The 17,036-nt window shown below is 39.6% G+C and carries 16 protein-coding genes; 5 read left to right on the top strand and 11 right to left on the bottom strand.

What is annotated here, in order from left to right; all coding sequences use genetic code 11:
- Positions 1-165: 165 nt before the first annotated feature.
- The gene (locus JK635_RS16225; RefSeq protein ID WP_202654996.1) at positions 166-672 is read right to left on the bottom strand and encodes a substrate-binding domain-containing protein; all 507 of its coding nucleotides are present in this window, start codon (positions 670-672) and stop codon (positions 166-168) included.
- Between the two features lie 76 nt (positions 673-748).
- On the opposite strand from JK635_RS16225, the gene JK635_RS16220 reads away from it, so the two are divergent.
- Positions 749-1,234 (top strand): hypothetical protein, encoded by a 486-nt coding sequence (locus tag JK635_RS16220; protein WP_235888155.1) that lies wholly within the window; start codon positions 749-751, stop codon positions 1,232-1,234.
- Positions 1,235-1,372: 138 nt separating this feature from the next.
- Here the strand turns inward: JK635_RS16220 and JK635_RS16215 are convergent, their stop codons facing one another.
- The 3 genes from JK635_RS16215 to JK635_RS16205 all read right to left on the bottom strand — a co-directional run bounded on the left by JK635_RS16215 (position 1,373) and on the right by JK635_RS16205 (position 5,014).
- Entirely contained in the window at positions 1,373-2,311 is a 939-nt protein-coding gene (locus JK635_RS16215) for an SEC-C domain-containing protein (RefSeq protein ID WP_202654995.1), read from the bottom strand.
- Between the two features lie 392 nt (positions 2,312-2,703).
- Positions 2,704-4,335, bottom strand: coding sequence for an ADP-ribosylglycohydrolase family protein (locus tag JK635_RS24345; RefSeq protein ID WP_235888154.1), 1,632 nt, complete (start codon positions 4,333-4,335; stop codon positions 2,704-2,706).
- Between the two features lie 109 nt (positions 4,336-4,444).
- The gene (locus JK635_RS16205; protein ID WP_202654994.1) at positions 4,445-5,014 is read right to left on the bottom strand and encodes a DUF4256 domain-containing protein; all 570 of its coding nucleotides are present in this window, start codon (positions 5,012-5,014) and stop codon (positions 4,445-4,447) included.
- 280 nt (positions 5,015-5,294) lie between these two features.
- Between JK635_RS16205 and JK635_RS16200 the strand changes: the two genes are divergently transcribed.
- Positions 5,295-5,993, top strand: a complete 699-nt coding sequence (locus JK635_RS16200; protein WP_202654993.1) for a VIT1/CCC1 transporter family protein — start codon at positions 5,295-5,297, stop codon at positions 5,991-5,993.
- A 161-nt stretch (positions 5,994-6,154) separates the two neighbouring features.
- Here JK635_RS16200 and rbr read toward each other — a convergent pair whose 3' ends face one another.
- Positions 6,155-6,688: a rubrerythrin gene (gene rbr, locus JK635_RS16195; protein ID WP_202654992.1), complete on the bottom strand. Its 534-nt coding sequence runs from the start codon at positions 6,686-6,688 to the stop codon at positions 6,155-6,157.
- 383 nt (positions 6,689-7,071) lie between these two features.
- On the opposite strand from rbr, the gene JK635_RS16190 reads away from it, so the two are divergent.
- Entirely contained in the window at positions 7,072-7,503 is a 432-nt protein-coding gene (locus tag JK635_RS16190) for a MarR family winged helix-turn-helix transcriptional regulator (RefSeq protein WP_202654991.1), read from the top strand.
- A 34-nt stretch (positions 7,504-7,537) separates the two neighbouring features.
- Complete coding sequence (locus JK635_RS16185; protein WP_202654990.1) at positions 7,538-8,344, top strand: class I SAM-dependent methyltransferase; 807 nt, start codon at positions 7,538-7,540, stop codon at positions 8,342-8,344.
- 88 nt (positions 8,345-8,432) lie between these two features.
- Here the strand turns inward: JK635_RS16185 and JK635_RS16180 are convergent, their stop codons facing one another.
- Positions 8,433-8,780, bottom strand: coding sequence for an MmcQ/YjbR family DNA-binding protein (locus tag JK635_RS16180; protein ID WP_202654989.1), 348 nt, complete (start codon positions 8,778-8,780; stop codon positions 8,433-8,435).
- An 832-nt stretch (positions 8,781-9,612) separates the two neighbouring features.
- Here JK635_RS16180 and katG point away from each other — a divergent pair.
- Positions 9,613-11,829 (top strand): catalase/peroxidase HPI, encoded by a 2,217-nt coding sequence (katG, locus tag JK635_RS16175; RefSeq protein ID WP_202654988.1) that lies wholly within the window; start codon positions 9,613-9,615, stop codon positions 11,827-11,829.
- Positions 11,830-12,082: 253 nt separating this feature from the next.
- Here the strand turns inward: katG and JK635_RS16170 are convergent, their stop codons facing one another.
- The 5 genes from JK635_RS16170 to JK635_RS16150 form a co-directional block, all read right to left on the bottom strand.
- The gene (locus tag JK635_RS16170) at positions 12,083-12,157 is read right to left on the bottom strand and encodes a helix-turn-helix domain-containing protein (protein ID WP_368857102.1); all 75 of its coding nucleotides are present in this window, start codon (positions 12,155-12,157) and stop codon (positions 12,083-12,085) included.
- 203 nt (positions 12,158-12,360) lie between these two features.
- Positions 12,361-13,644 (bottom strand): amidohydrolase family protein, encoded by a 1,284-nt coding sequence (locus tag JK635_RS16165; protein ID WP_202654987.1) that lies wholly within the window; start codon positions 13,642-13,644, stop codon positions 12,361-12,363.
- 24 nt (positions 13,645-13,668) lie between these two features.
- Positions 13,669-14,310, bottom strand: a complete 642-nt coding sequence (locus JK635_RS16160; RefSeq protein WP_202654986.1) for an aminopeptidase P family N-terminal domain-containing protein — start codon at positions 14,308-14,310, stop codon at positions 13,669-13,671.
- Between the two features lie 22 nt (positions 14,311-14,332).
- Positions 14,333-15,256: an MFS transporter gene (locus JK635_RS16155; protein WP_202654985.1), complete on the bottom strand. Its 924-nt coding sequence runs from the start codon at positions 15,254-15,256 to the stop codon at positions 14,333-14,335.
- 198 nt (positions 15,257-15,454) lie between these two features.
- Positions 15,455-17,023 carry a PucR family transcriptional regulator gene (locus tag JK635_RS16150; RefSeq protein ID WP_202654984.1) on the bottom strand — a complete coding sequence of 523 codons (1,569 nt, stop codon included), beginning with the start codon at positions 17,021-17,023 and terminating at the stop codon, positions 15,455-15,457.
- Positions 17,024-17,036 lie beyond the last annotated feature (13 nt).

Raw genomic sequence — 17,036 nt, 5'->3', positions numbered from 1 at the left:
TGGCTAACACTATTTTCGCACATAAAAATGCCTGCCACCACCCGAATAACGCCGAGGAAATTCGACAAATTCTGAGAAGTGACAGGCACCTACCTTTAATAAAATTAATATAACAAACAGAATTTTGAAAAAAATGCTAACAAATTAAAGCAACAACCATTTTCATCATTTACTCAATGCATCCTTTAAAAATTTAATGAAAATTGATACTTCATCAGTCTCTACTTTTGTTAATACATAAGTTGAAGATATAGGTGGAATGATGTTCCTTGGCTTAATTTTTATTAATTTTTTCATATCAATTTCATTTTTAACGACCGTAGAAGGTAAATAGGAAACTCCAAGCCCTTCTTCTATAAAACGCTTTGTAACCTCTATTTGGTCAACTCTCATCGTATGCACAGTCGGATAATGCCTCTTAATATCATCCAAAAGGTTGCCCCAATAGTCTGGATGGTTATGGGTAATTAGCCTATATTTATGTAATATAGTTGGTTCATCAAGGCAGGAAATGTCTTTACATTCATTTGGTGCAACTAATATTACAGATTCTTTATGTATAATATGGCTCTTTATATTTGTTTGCATTGGTAAAATTCTCGTAAGTCCTACATCTGCAATCCCCGCACTGACTTCCTCACCTATTTCATAAGATTTAAGTACATGAATCAATTATAATCTATTTAAGGAATAACATATAGATTATTTTGATCATTAGGGGTTTTCATACTGAAAGGGGAGTTTAACTATGGACACAATTAAAAGTACAAACGATAGTTGGAATGTGAAACTTTATGACAATAAGCATTCCTTTGGTATTTATCAATGCCTAAAAAAAAGGGGAAGATTCGTTGCCGAATTTGGAGGCAAAGGCAATGTTCAAACAATAACGGATGAAATCATTGACCAAATAAAAGTTGCAGGATTTGATTTTAAAAAGGAACAATTCCCTTGGTTTTATCCAAGCATTGCTGAGTATTCAACTTTAATGGAAGACGTAGGATTTAGAGTGACTTTTGCTCAACACTATGATAGACCAACGAAGTTGGATGGAGATGATGGATTAAAAAACTGGATTGCAATGTTCGGTAATCATCTATTCAATGGTATCCCAGAAAAAGCAAAAAATGAAATAGTTGCAAAAGTTGAAAGCAATTTAAAAGAAACTTTATATAAAGATGGTAATTGGATTGCCGATTATAAAAGAATACGTGTAATTGGAGTAAAAGAATAATTGATAAAGGGACTGTCCGAAAAGTGGTTTTTTAGTCCAAAAATTAAACATAAAAAAACCCAAGAATGTTGGTTTTACAGCATTCTCGGGTTTTTATTTTCGGCGTTTTTTAGCAAAAAAGCTACATCTACTTGATGCTTAAAATTCTTGCTTCAGATCTTCAAGCCTTTCCTTTACTATATCAATATCCATTTCATCCTTGGCAATTGCCAGAGCCTTTTCATATAATTCCCGTGCTTTATGATAATCCTTCTTACGACCGTAGAAGAATAGGTCACCCCAGCCGATATAGCCCCAAGGATTGTCCGGAAAATCGAGCACTAACTTCTCAAACTCGGACTCAGCTTTCCCGTATTGATCTAACATTGCGTAAGATTCTCCAATGGCACGACGCATATTGTGAATAATTAATTCGTCTTCCTTCGGAAAATAGTTGCAGAACTCACGACAATAGCTAATTCTTTTTTCAAAATAAACAGGGGCATCTATACCTGCATTATGAAGCTCCGCCTCTAAGTCCTGGCAAAAATCCCTAATAAAAAAGTTAACCTGATAGTGCTTGTCCAAATAATCCAAGTTTTGGAACGTAGGATCAATTCTATTTTTTATTGCTTCCCAAACCTTTAACCATGTGTCACATGCAGAAATAGAATCATTTTCAGCTAAATACTCAAAACCATGATCAAGCAAGTCACTTATCTGTTCCCTAGATAATTTATTTGCCGGAGCCAATCTCTCCCATAAAATCCAAGCCGCCAGCCAAGGGAAATCTTCATCTCTCCCCTTTGCAGTAACATTGTACTGATGGAACCAGTTTTCTGAAAGATCTTCCGCAGAGTAGAACCTGTCGATATCTTTTAAAAATGTATCTTGCTCAAATGGTATACCCATTTCCCGTAAATTGTGAATAATTTCGTCCGTGCTCAGCACGTCTACTTCTTCATAAGTTAGGGTAAGATTGACAGGATTCTGTACCATTTGTATCGACTTAAATTGTTCATCCTTACCCATACAACATTTTTTATATTTTTTTCCACTTCCACATGGACATAAATCGTTTCTTCCAATTTTGGTCATACTTTTCACTCTCCTTACCTTAAATTAAATTTTGTCAGCGGTCTGTTTCAAATGTGAAGCCTATTAAGTCATTTTTCCTTTGCCTTATCACTTAAACATCATTTATTTTCCTTGCTATATTTTAACACATTCTTCGTGATGAATTGACTATTTTTATTTAGAGAAAATTCGTTAATCGGAAAGAGAATAGCTCCAAAATACTTTAGATATGAACATTTTAGCTTTCTTGTTGTGATTATTGATCGTCTTGTTTTTCCAGTTTACCGGGAAGTTTTAAGTACATGTTGTGTTGGATCCCCATCCCTTTTGGGGTTTACCCGTCTGTTTTGCGGATTTACCCGTCGAAAATGGAGAATTACCCATCTAATTGTTGAATTTACCTGTCAAAATGGTCATTTTACCGTTGCATCTGCGTCTTCATGCTCAATTCCAAAAAAGTCCAAGAGATCATCCCAATTAGGCGGATATTCGTTACTGCCTACCCATCCTGTTCCTCTCTGACCTTCGTATTTCACAGCAAGCTCCCATTGAGTACCATCACAAACGTAAGGATCAATATACTCGCTGTTCCAGTAATCAACATGGATAGAATAGAATTGATTCAGCAGCTTATTCGTTTCCTCTGTTGTATACTCTTTTTCAAACGAAGTCTCACGCCAAAGGGTCGCAATCAAACAAGCAGAATTTTCTTTAAAAATTAGACGATACCTATCATATCCTCCGAATTCACCGATTTCAAAATAAATTTCCTCTATTTTTTGAGCAGCGGTACGATCATCAATGGCTTTAAGTCTTTTTAGCCATTTTAAAATAAATCCATCTTTAAAAAAGCTAAGAAGCGATCCATCACAAAATCTTTCTCCGCGAATTGCCCCCATCATAAGTGCCAGGGTACATGGTGCATTTAATGATTCTACATCCGCACTTAGCATTGGCACATAGCCCCATCTAATACCGTTATTTTCTAAAATTGATCTGTAGCTAGTGAGCTGATATTCCGGGTGGCTCTCTGAGAACTGATAGAATTCTGCCACAAATTCATTTACAAGCTCAGCAAAATAGACAAACGGCATATGAATTGGATGTTCCGGTGTGCCGCCATTCTCATCATCAATAACCCATTCCCCGAAAGAATCAGCATTAGAAATTTTTCCAATATATTTTGTAAGTACTTTAAACTTTTCAGCAGTCACTTCGTTTTTGTCAAAGTCACACCATTCATCATAAATAGCTCGTAGTTCGTGATCTAAATAAGTTAATGCCTTCTCTCTAAGGTATTCAGGGACTCCGTAATACGCTTCTGCAATAGCCCCGGTAATAGCCGCCAACGTGTCACTATCGCCGCCGACTGAAATCGCAATCCGAATAGCATCTTCAAAGGAGGTGGATTCCAGGAAAGCTTCGATTGCCTGAGGGACAGTTTCCTGACAAGTCTCATTAAATTGGTATGTGCCCCTGATTTCATCAATCGTGAAATGTAAAGAATAGTAGTTACAATTAATCTTTTTTCGAATCTCACTTTTCGTAAATCCGCGGCGTGCCATAAATATCGCTACTGCGACTGCCTCAGCACCCTTCAGTCCTTCCTCATGGTTATGCGTTACGCCTGTCACAATTTCAGATAACCTGCATGCTTCGCTCTCTGTCCTTGCAGCAAACCCTACCGGACTGATTCGCATCGCCGCCCCATTTCCAAAACTGTAATAAGGTTCGGGATCTTCTCTAAAAACCCACTCTCCAAACATGCCGCCATACCCGCAATTTGGATACTTTCGGCCGATTTCCTGCATGTATTTTATCGACATTCGCTCAAGTAGTGCGTAATACTCACTGTCATCATCATATCTACCTAAACAAGGCTTAATGATCCTCTCTGTCTCGATCATTGCCTTAGCAATAGCAAGGGTCATAATACTGTCGTCTGTCACCTGGCAATCCTCAGTAAAGAGTTCAAATTCCTTGCTTCTATGATTATTGAACTCAAACCGAGAGCCAACAATATCACCGATCATCGCGCCAATCATCCGCTATCCCCCTTCCCAATTAGAAAAGTGCCTGTCACTCTCCGAAAAATGTCGAATTTTTAAATCCATTCACCAAAATCTGAGTGATGACAGGCACCGAGGCTTAAATTTAGACCCTCAGCGAGCCGCGAAACCCCCTGGCGGCATAATAGGATTCTGCTCCATTGTGGTACAAAAAAACAGTGTCGTAGCGGCGGTCACAAAAGACCGCACCACCAAGTTTTCTAATATGATCAGGTGTCTTCACCCAGCTTGAGGTTTTCGTATCAAACCTCCCGAGCTTTTGCAGCTCCCGGTACTGTTCCTCCGTTAAAATCTCAATCCCCATGTCAGCCGCCATATCCATCGCGCTATTTTTTGGTTTATGTTGTTTTCTTGACTCCAGTGCTTCACGGTCGTAACACACACTTCGGCGGCCTTTAGGACTTTCCGCAGAACAATCATAAAAAATGTATTCGTCCGTGTTTTGATCATAACCAACAACATCCGGTTCGCCGCCGGTTCTTTCCATTTCATGGAGCGACCACAGTTTTGTGCTATTAGCTCCCAGTTTTGCTTGCACTTCAGCCCATGCGATTTCTTCGTGGCGGTTCATGTTTTTCTCGAAACGGGCCCTCAATGTTCTAAGCAGTTCTTCGCGTTGTTCAGGTGACAACTCCTGATTATTTCCCATTGTCATAGTAGTTCTCCTTTTTTAATGTTATTTATCATGTAGAAAATTTTCATCCCTGCGATAGCTTTATGCAATAACCTGATTATAACAAACGATGTGATGGAATTGAAAATACTTCAAAATTTTGATCATATCCATTGCAGCTTTACCCTCCGTTTTTCGCTTCTTTTTAACCATCGATTAGCAGTTACACTTATTAGTTGTAAAATAAATGATTCCTTTTTTTAAGCAGGGTGTACAAAATTTCTTTATTAATATAATATTAGTTCCATTGGAGGTTAAAAAAATGGATCAATATCAGCATCATGTTGAAGAACATTTTTCAGGATCTGACTTCATTCGAGATGTTGTCATTGGTATGTCAGACGGATTAACCGTACCGTTCGCATTAGCTGCTGGTTTATCCGGTGCTGTTGATACCACAACATTGATTCTCACTGCCGGAGGTGCTGAAATTGCCGCAGGATCCATTGCAATGGGATTAGGCGGATACTTGGCCGGGAAGACAGATATGGAACATTACGAATCGGAACTTGCCCGTGAACAGCGCGAGGTAATAGAACTTCCGGAGCGCGAAGAAGAAGAAGTAGCCGAAATTTTTCGTGAATATGGGCTCGAAGAAGATCAAATCAAATCGATTACAGAAACGATGAAAAAGAACCCGGAAAAATGGGTGGATTTTATGATGAAATTTGAATTAGGACTGGAGAAGCCAGAACCGACAAGAGCAAGAAACAGTGCAATTACGATTGCGATTTCCTATATTGTTGGAGGGGTCATTCCTTTGTTCCCTTATTTTATCTTTCAGCAGCCTTCAACTGCATTAATGGTTTCTGTGATTGTTACACTTATTGCCTTGTTAATTTTTGGATATATAAAAGGAAGATTCACCGGAACTTCTCCGTTGAAGAGTGCTTTCCAAACGATGATTACCGGGGGGCTTGCTGCAGCAGTTGCATTTGGTCTAGCGAGAATTCTCACCTAACGGTTGAATTTACTTCCTGCGGCAACGCCTGGAAAAGGCGCAATTCTTAGGAATTGCGCCCGTTTCTTGAATATTTTTCAAAGAATGTTTCTTTATATCTCTTTCATTAGTAAATCCTTGCCGTACCGTTGCTGCATCATTTCTTCCACCACAATGCAGGATTAATAATTTTCTTTTCGCACTTCAAAGAAACTTTGAGAATGTCCGCAAACAGGGCAAACTTTAGGTGCCTTTTTTCCGATTACAAGATGTCCGCAGTTTCGGCATTCCCACATAGTTTGTTCACCTTTTTCAAATACTGCTTTCATCTCTACATTGTTAAGAAGGGCACGGAATCTCTCCTCGTGAGCTTTCTCAATTTCTGCAACCATTCTAAACTTGGCAGCAAGAGCGGTAAAGCCTTCTTCTTCAGCATCCTTGGCAAAGCCTTCATACATATCTGTCCATTCGTAGTTTTCACCTTCCGCGGCATGAAGTAAATTGGCGGCGGTATCACCAAGCTCTCCAAGCGCTTTAAACCACATCTTTCCATGTTCCTTTTCATTTTCAGCTGTTTTCGTAAACAGTTCGGCTATTTGCTCATAGCCTTCCTTTTTGGCAACGGATGCGAAATAAGTATACTTGCTCCTTGCCTGAGATTCACCAGCGAACGCTGCCTTCAAGTTAGCTTCAGTTTTAGTTCCCTTTAGGTTCATAATATTTTCTCCTCCTATAATTTTGTGAAACCATTCACAAAATTATATATAAAATAAAATCCAGCGGCCATATTTTGCCTTCGCAAAAATAACCACTTCCATATATAGATAGAATAACAGATATTTAGAAAACCGAACTATTGATTATACATATTGTCATTAAAGATTCAAAATAATTATAACCTGGGGATTAGAAAAAAGCAGAAGCATTGAATTTTGTACATTTTGCTTTTCTCGGTGAAGGCAGTCCCTAAGTTCAGAGTTAACAGATCATGGCAGTAAATCATATTGTAAGTATTTATTTACCTTTCCAAGGATTGTAATTTGATTTAACTCAAAAGTAGTAATATAATATTTACTACTTGCAATGGAGGGAATTTTTTATGAGAGAAGAAATTGTGAAAGAATACATTTCGCTAATACCGAATGTCTTTGGAAGTTTCAGCGAATTAAACAAGGACTCAATGGAATTATCACATATGCAAAATCATGTTATTGAATATATGTACATGCAAAACAGGGCTTTAAATTTGAAAGACATTAGCATTGGCCTAAACGTAGCCAAGCAGCAACTGACGAATATCATAAAGGATTTGGAAACTGGCGGCTATCTAATAAAGGTGCCTGACGCTAAGGATAAACGGGCCATTTTGGTTTCCCTTTCACCCAAAGGAAAAGAAGTACAAGATAACAAGTGGATAAAGATATACCAAAAATTTAGTGAAGGTTTAGACAAGCTAAGTATGGAAGAACAGTTGGATTTAAGATACGCCCTCCATAAGGTAAATATCCTGTTGGAAAAAATGGGGCCGTAAATTTCAGCTGACATGAATCATAGGAGCGAAGATAATGGATTCCCGTAAAATAAATTTATCTGAAGAAAAGGAAACCCTACTAATCACTTTACTGGCAAAGGCCATGGACAGCCGAACAAAAAACCCCATTCTTAGTGACAAAAAGGCAGAAGAAATTCTTAACATGATTGACTATGACTTTGAAAAAATCAACAGTTTCGGCAACGAAATTATGGTCATAAGGGCTAAACAATTGGATACATGGCTGCAAGAATTTATAGGAAAGAATCCCGACGCAACAGTACTGAATCTTGGCTGCGGCTTGGATACGAGAATCACAAGAATCAATCCACCATCAATAGTTCAGTGGTTTGACGTAGATTTCCCCGAAGTGATTGAATTACGTAAGTCCTTTTTTTCAAATCATGAAGGTTATCAAATGATCCCGTCTTCTGTTACTGAACTGGAATGGTTGAAAAAAATCCCCAACAATAAGCGAGCCATGATTATTGCTGAAGGCTTGTTAGAATACCTAAGTGAAGAAGCAGTCAAAGAGCTGCTTAATCGGCTAACTAGCCACTTTCCACACGGGCAGATTGCCTTTGACATTATGAACTCATTTGCTATTCAATCCGGTAAAGAAAAACTAGAGAAGACTACCGGAGCTGTACACAAATGGATGGTTGATGATATTCAAGATGTAGATAAATTAGATCCCAGCCTTAAAAGAGTTACCAACTTATCGGTTTTTAAATCTAAATCCATCCATAACCTTCCATTTAAAACTCGCTTTCTTTATTCCGCCATGTGCCTTATTCCAAGCTTCAGAAATATGATGCGGTTGCTCTTATATAAGTTCTAATGATGGCCAGTAGTATTTAACTTTTGATGAAAAGAGTCAAGAAATCCTAACCACTTTATCAAAATCTGAGTAGTGACAGGCGTCGAGGTTAGCCTCGACTTATTTTTTTAGGCTTCGTTAAATGATGGCTTCGTCTAATCATTTCGTATATCTCTTCCTCCGGAATAGTACCGTCAAGAATAATAGAATTCCAGTGCTCTTTATTAAGGTGATACGCTGGAACTACAGAATGGTATTTCTGGCGATAGAAATCCAGCCAACCGGGTTCACACTTCAGATTGATCCAAATATGACCGTTTCTTTCGAAAATCCAAGCAAAGACTTTCTTGTTGTCTTTATGTCGCATCAACGTCCAATTCTTATCACTGAATGGATAATCTTCATACGTGTTTTTCAAGTTCAAACAGTAATCAATAGCTTCCTCTCTCGTTTTCATTTTTTCCTACTCCTTCAACATCGAAGCATGCAATCCTGCCCAAATTATATTTAATTGTCATAGTTTCAAGGAGTGAGTAATATTGACTATTGAAATCATACCCACTTATTGAAGGCGCTATTATTTTCTCCGTCTCCATCATTGCCTTAGCACCAGCGAGAGTAATAATACTGTCATCTGTTACATGGCAATCCTCGGTAAAGAGTTCAAAATCTTTGCTTCAATGAATATTGAATTCAAATCGTGATCCAACAATATCACCGATCATCGCACCAATCACGAGCGATCCCCTCTTCCCCATACAATCAGTTTCAAAAATTCAGGTAAACATGAAGGACCATACCCTTCTAATCAATAAATTAACCAAACATAGATCAAAATGTCAAAGATCAATCACGAAAATCAAGGCTAAGTGAGAAATATTTATTTTATTTGAGAAGAGTTTGCGGCTTAAGTAAAGTGCCTGTCATAATCCGCTAAGCACTCTAATATGATAGTCCTGAATAGTGATTTTAGAATTTCCCATAAAGTATTTTCTGAGAGAAATTCCAGTAAAAGTGAAATGTATGATCAATTTGGTGTTTCGCAGTTAGTAGTAGAATCACATATCTCCACACATAAAACTTCACCATTTAATCGTACCAAAATAATGGAAAGGCCTCCCTGCTGCAATAATGTATGGATTCTCATTGAAATAGTACATAATTCTTCCATTTTATCTAAATATATATTATAATAATTATAAAATAAAAATTATTATTGATTTTTATTTCTAAAAACAGCTACAGAATAATTATCTAATAAACTTGTAAACAAGGAGAGGAGAAAAAATATGGATACTAAAAACAATGGTAACATTGAAGGATGCCCGTTTCACGGCGGTGCTACCAGCTTCAAATCAAGTGGTACTACTAATCGAGACTGGTGGCCAAACGCATTAAATTTGAATATTCTTCGTCAGCATGACCGAAAATCCAACCCTATGGGAGAAAACTTTGATTATGCAGAGGAATTTAAAAAGCTGGATTACGAAGCTCTTAAGCAGGACTTACGCAATCTAATGACAGACAGTCAAGACTGGTGGCCTGCTGACTATGGACATTATGGTCCATTCTTTATCCGTATGTCCTGGCACGCTGCAGGTACCTACCGGATTGGTGATGGCCGTGGTGGCGGCGGAACTGGCAACCAACGTTTTGCCCCTCTGAACAGCTGGCCAGACAACGTAAGCCTTGATAAAGCCCGACGCCTGCTTTGGCCGATTAAGCAAAAGTATGGAAACAAGATCTCTTGGGCCGACCTGCTTCTTTTAGCAGGTAATGTTGCGATTGAATCCATGGGTGGCAAGACCATCGGTTTTGGTGCAGGACGCTCAGACATTTGGCATCCTGAGGAAGACATCTATTGGGGTGCTGAAAAGGAATGGCTCGGTGATAATCGCTACACAGGCGATCGTGATCTTGAAAATCCCCTTGCTGCTGTTCAGATGGGGCTTATCTATGTGAACCCGGAAGGTCCAAACGGTAAACCAGATCCGATTAAAGCGGCTCACGACATTCGTGAAACCTTTGGACGCATGGGAATGAATGATGAAGAAACCGTTGCCCTTATTGCCGGCGGTCATACTTTCGGTAAGGCACACGGTGCAGGAGATGCCTCTCATGTGGGCCCAGAACCGGAAGCAGCTCCGATTGAAGCGCAAGGCTTAGGCTGGGCAAGCACATACGGTTCCGGCAAAGGCCGTGACACTATCACCAGCGGCCTTGAAGGGGCTTGGACTCCTAATCCAACGCAATGGGATAATGGTTATTTTGATATGTTGTTTGGATATGAATGGTGGCTTACCAAGAGTCCTGCTGGGGCATGGCAGTGGCTTGCGGTCGATCCTGCTGAGGAACATTTAGCACCAGATGCAGAGGATCCATCTGTTAAAGTTCCAACAATGATGTTTACCACCGATCTGGCATTGCGCCATGATCCGGAATACGAAAAAATTGCCCGCCGTTTCCATCAAAATCCAGAAGAGTTTGCTGATGCATTTGCCCGTGCCTGGTTCAAACTTTTACACCGAGACATGGGGCCTAAAGCAAGATATTGGGGCCCGGAAGTTCCAGAAGAGGATTTTCTATGGCAAGATCCTGTTCCGGCTGGTAATTATGACTTAACAGATGCTGAAATAGCCGAGATTAAGGAAAAGATTTTAGACTCAGGACTTACCGTCGGCAAGCTGGTGACAACTGCCTGGGCTTCTGCCAGTACCTATCGCGGTTCGGATCATCGCGGCGGTGCGAATGGTGCCCGCATCCGTCTTGCTCCACAGAAGAATTGGGAAGTAAACCAGCCAGAACAACTCACGCAGGTGCTTCAGGTACTGGAAAACATTCAAAAGGAGCTGGACTATACCATCAGCATGGCCGATTTGATTGTACTGGGCGGCAGTGCTGCCATTGAAAAAGCAGCACGAGACGCTGGCTTTGATGTAACGGTTCCTTTTGCTCCTGGGCGCGGTGACGCAACACAAGAGCAAACAGATATCGAAAACTTTAAGGTGCTGGAGCCTGTCGCTGATGGTTTCCGCAACTATCAAAAGAAGCAGTATAGTGTAAGCCCAGAAGAGCTTCTGGTAGATAAGGCTCAGCTGTTAAACCTTACCGCACCGGAAATGACTGTACTTATTGGCGGGATGCGCGTTCTCGGTACAAACTATGGAGGTACCGGCCACGGCGTTTTCACTGACCGAGTCGCTACACTGACGAACGACTTCTTTGTGAACCTGCTTGACATGGGAGTGGAGTGGAAACCTGTAGATGGCGGCATATATGAAGGACGTGATCGCAAGACGGGCAAATTAGTGCGGACAGCAACCAGAGTGGACCTGGTGTTCGGTTCTAACTCCATTCTGCGTGCTATTGCCGAAGTGTATGCTCAAGATGATAATAAAGAAAAGTTTGTCCGCGACTTTATCGCAGCCTGGGTCAAGGTCATGAATGCCGATCGTTTCGACCTTAAAGCGATGAACCTTAAGAAAGGGCAACTAACAGGCAGATAAGTATTAAGACATACTCTTCACTATCATGATAGCTCACAAACAACCGAACTAAAAAGGGAATCATCATTAGGAAACACCGCTGTCGACTAACCGATAGCGGTTTTCTTTTGGAAGACCAATATTGAACTACCCCTCCTTCACACTCTTCCGAGTTGTTTGAAGGAGGGGATTCCTACGAACACCGAAGTATCCTTCAGTTATTTAGTAGGCGGTCCCTGTCACTCCAACAGTTAGAAGTCTTAAATCTTGATTTTTATGATTTGAATACAAATCTTGAACAGCCAATGGCTTTATTAATCAGCTCCATTTGTCTTTTATTGGGGTAGATACGATACTTGAAGGATTTTGTATAATTCTAATTGTGTTTCACTATTCTCTCCCCTTTTCTACTAACATCCGAAGCCTATTACTTGTCATTATTGTCGCATATAAAAATGCCCGCCCCCACCCGAATGATGTCAAGGAAATTCGACAGTCCTATGGGAATGACAGGCAAATCGCCTTGAGACTTCTTCGTGTTTTAAACCAAATTTACAGCTTCTTTACCTCATGATCAAGTCTGCATTCGGTTGGATAAACTATACCGCTTTTCATAACGAAGGCACAATCGAGTAAAGCATAAGGGTCTGTCAGCAAGTCGCGTTTCCATGCGGAAATATCGGCAAGCTTGCCAGGTTCAATGGTCCCAACAATATCATCGATTTCTAATATCTCGGCGTTGTTCTTAGTTGCAGCCTGTAAAGCTCGGAACGGTTCCATACCACTATTTAACATAGCAACATATTCCCAGCCATTTTCGTAACAATTGTGAACAGTTACAAAATCTGTTCCATAACCCAATTTTATGTTGCTGTTAAGAATTACTTCACGTCCTTTAACTAGACGTTCCCGATAAATACCCAACTTTCTGCGGAATTCTGGAGATTTTTTTGCCAAGCTCTCCTCATCCCAATGGACGGCATCATCATATGGAGTGAAAGTAGGCACAAGATAGGTGCCATGCTCTTCCATCAATCTTGCAGTTTCTTCGTCCATTAATGACCCATGCTCAATACCAGTGATTCCAAATTTTACGAGCTTTTGAATCAAGTTAGGTGCATAAGCATGGGCTGTTGTCGAGATTCCCAGCTCTTTTGCCGTATCAAAAATAGCCTTGAATTCACTGTCATTCATTTGAATGTCCTCTGGTGAATCATTTGGAGTTGCAAAACCGCCAGTCGCCATGATTTTCAGGAAGTCAGCTCCTAATTTTACCTCACGACGGACAGCCCCGACAAAAAAGTCAGCACCATTTCCGCAAGTTGGATACTGCTCTGCCAAAAAATCGCTAAGTTCAGGGTTCGTTCTCACAATCTGAGTCATATCCCCATGACTTCCCGGTGTACAGAGGAAATGCGGCGCAACAATTAGACGGGAGCCGGCAATATAGCCTTTTTCGACGGCCCGCTTCACATCTAACGAATAATCCTCGCGGAACCAACCAACAGAACGAATCGTGGTAAAACCACCGGCTAAAGACTTTTGGGCACAATTTGCAACTGCTAATGCCCTCCAAGCATCAGAATAATAGATGGTGTCGTCATAAACATCATGCCAATCAAAAAATTGCGGATGAACATGAGCATCAATCATTCCTGGAGTAACCGTCGCATCCCCTAAATCAATGATTTCAGTACCTTCCGGGCAGGATAAATTTCGGCCAACAGCGACAATTTTATCTCCCTTTAGCAGAATCTCCATATCAACCTGCATTTCAGCTTTTAAACCGTCATACAATTTTCCACACTTAATTTTTACGTTTTTATCATTCGCCATGAATAATCTACCATCCTCTCTCTATTAGGAAAATATTTGTTTATTTGATAAAGTAAGAGATTGAATATCTCTTGGATAATGGGTAACCAACTCACAGCCGCTATCCTGAACGATAACCGTATCACTGCAGCGAAATCCCCCGATTCCAGGAATATAAAGGGCAGGTTGAATAATTAAAGCCATATATTCAGCATACTTGGCAGATACACGGATGGCATCTAGCTCTTCTGGTTCCTTTATGGCACGCAATTCCGCTATTTGTGCACTAATATCCTGAACCTCAAAGCCATTTCCGGTCAGCACGTTCATATCCGCTAACGTGATACTCCCCGCCTCCACGCCAAGCAGTTTGCCTTGAGCCATGGTTCCAATTACTTTTGTTAAACTAGTATGAAAGTTCAGGCTTTCTCCACTGCTTACCGGATGTTCATAATAAACCTTGATACCAATACCTTTTGCCTCGACTTTAGCGCTGTTCGCTGCTGTTGCGGGGACAATTAACACAGTTTCTTGTCCGGATAGCACCAATCCAAAGGGGCGGGACGCATTGGCGGCGTGGAATCCAGTTAGATAATAGATACTTTCCAAATTCTGGATTAATATTGTTTCAATGCCGAATATTTTTAGTGAGTTTACTAGTTTTTGTCTACGGTTTGAATAATTCATGTTGCCCTCCTGTTTTAATAGGTTATTTATCATAGGAAACATTTTTTGTTTCTTTGAAAAGAAAAATGGTTGTTAACAACGTAATCATCATGGTTGCACACATGTATATTGGAACCATCATGACATTGCCTGTCTTATCGATTAACCACGTTGCCGCCATCATTGCCGTACCTGCAAAGACGGCACTGGCTAACTGGTAAGGAACAGAAAAGCCGCTTACCCTAACGTTGGCCGGGAATAGTTCAGACATTGCTACTGTATTTGGACCTTGGAACAAAGCGAAAATGAAGGCTAACAGGGAAACTACAGTGGCCATTGATGCGTAGCTGGTGGTATTCGCTAAAATGTTAAACAACGGATAACTGAAAACGACAATCCCGCCCGAGCCAATTAGCATGATAGGCTTTCTGCCGAAAATGTCAGCAAGTAATCCGGCAATCGGTAAAGCAATCATATAAACAATCAAAGTAATCGCGGTCAAGGAAAAGCCTGAACTCAACGGTAATTTCAAAAAGCTAGAAATATACGTTGGCATAAAGCTGAGGATTAACCAATATGTCACCAAAGCACCGCTAATCAACAAAAAGACCGTAAGCATCCGCATTTTATGTTCCTTAAAGACATTTACCAACGGTTGTTCTTTCTGATGTTTCGAATCTTTTGTTTCTTGAAATACCGGTGTTTCTTCTACGTTGCGGCGAACATAGAGACCAAAAGCGGCAATCAAGATACCAAGAAGAAATGCAGGTCGCCAAGCCCAATCATTCAGTGCTTCTGCAGAAACAATGCTGCTTATGAGCAACCCTGTAAGCGAGCCCAGGAGCAAGCCAGCTGCAGATCCAACCTGTGAAAAACTAACGATAAACGCCCGTCTATTTGGTTTGGCATATTCGCCCAAAAAGGATACAGCGCTTCCCCATTCTCCACCGGCAGAAATTCCTTGCAAAATACTATTATGAGATGAATCAAGGTTGAAAAACGCTTGTAAGCGTTAACAAACAAATTTAATGCTCCTTCCTAAAATATCGAAAATTTAGAATAATTTTTAATAATAATATAACATCCTCAACGTAAAAGCATTATCTCCCAAAAACAAAAAAAACTGATTACATTGTAATCAGATGACAAATAGCTCCATAGTCGTTTAGTTTAGATTTTGTGATTCACATTCTTGTTGATAGAAGTAACTTCTCAATGAAATCATTAGATTAATATATTGATTAGAATCTTGGAGATTTACCGGGACAATATCTTGGATTTTTTTTACTCGATATTTGACTGTGTTAGGGTGCAGATGCAATAATTCACCACTTTCTTTCAAACTAAAAAAAGTGGTGAGGTAAACAAATAATGTCTTTACCAACTCAGTTTGATGGACCTGGTCAAATTGGATGAGATCTTGAATATATTGAGAGTGGAACTCCTTTAATAAAGCTGATCTTTGTAAATGATAGGTGATTTGATCAACACCCAACTCTCCCCACTTACAGGCCGTTTTTTTCTGAAGCGCCGCAAAGTGCATTGCGATTTTTGCCTGTTCATATGCCGATTGAATGGATTCATTCGTAATCTCTTTCAGTTCATTACTGATTCCAATTTTCCAGTTTTTAATTTCCTGAATTGGCAGCTTGAACTCTGTTTGCAGTAATGCTATCAGTGTCTTGTCAAAAATCCAAACAAGGGCATTGCGGTCAATCTGGCGAATACTCCTTTCGAATAACTGATAACTTTTCTTCAAGTCATTTAATGACTCAGGTTCAGCGGTAATAATGCAATGGAGATGATGAATATGATAATAAAAGTCTTCAGCCCTAAGGGGGGTGTTCCTATTATTTAAAAAAATTTCTTCAAATTGTTGTATATCCTTAGTTTTCTGATATTCTATCGTTTGATTTTTTTTAATTCCATCTAGAATTAATGCTGTTGCCGTATTTTTTAATATACTTTCTTGAAACGGTACGGTTTCTGTTTGATTCAGAACTAATAAAAATCCATAAAAAGCTAAAGGATTATTCAAAGGGATGACTAAAACAGAATTCAGTTTTTTTACTTTATGTAACTGTGTTCTTTCTAGATGTTTTCTACTTGTTTGGACTGTTTCCATTAACTCCGGATAGTTAGTGAGAAACCCTGCTACCAGATCCCGCAAATCGGATCTAGAAATAGACGGCGGACCCCACAATGAAATCACTTCTTTTTCATGGTTTAGATAGATAATGGGAACTTGCAAATACTTCCCCACTGATTGAATGATAGAATGTATATCTTTCTCAAGGACTAATGAATCTAACATTTCTTGATTCAATTTATCAATATCATTTTTCACTTTGGATGTTTCTTGCAAGATCAAATTGTTGTATTTCTCAAAAATGATATGATAAGGAAGATCTTTGGGAATGGATAATAACGGTATGCCTGACTTATCAGCAATTTCGATTAGTCTTTGCGGAATTTCTTGATATTTAACGGTATGGAATCCTATACCACTTATTTCCATATGAACTAACCATTCAAAATGTTGAATAATTTCTTCCATATTTTTAAAGCCAAAAAACGTTGTCATGATAAATAGGTCTTTTTGAACCCTGGAGCTTTTAAAAGAAAATTCCTGAACCGTAAGGAATTGAATCCTCCTCTCTAACCCCTCTTTGCCAGCAATGATCCTAACGTTATCTTTGCCCAACACCTTTAGTAAATCCTTCACAGTTGCCATTACCTTCATCCTT

It is taken from the genome of Neobacillus paridis (assembly GCF_016765675.1).
In the GTDB taxonomy this organism is placed as follows: domain Bacteria; phylum Bacillota; class Bacilli; order Bacillales; family Cytobacillaceae; genus Neobacillus; species Neobacillus paridis.
This window is presented reverse-complemented; position numbering and strand designations above follow the sequence as displayed.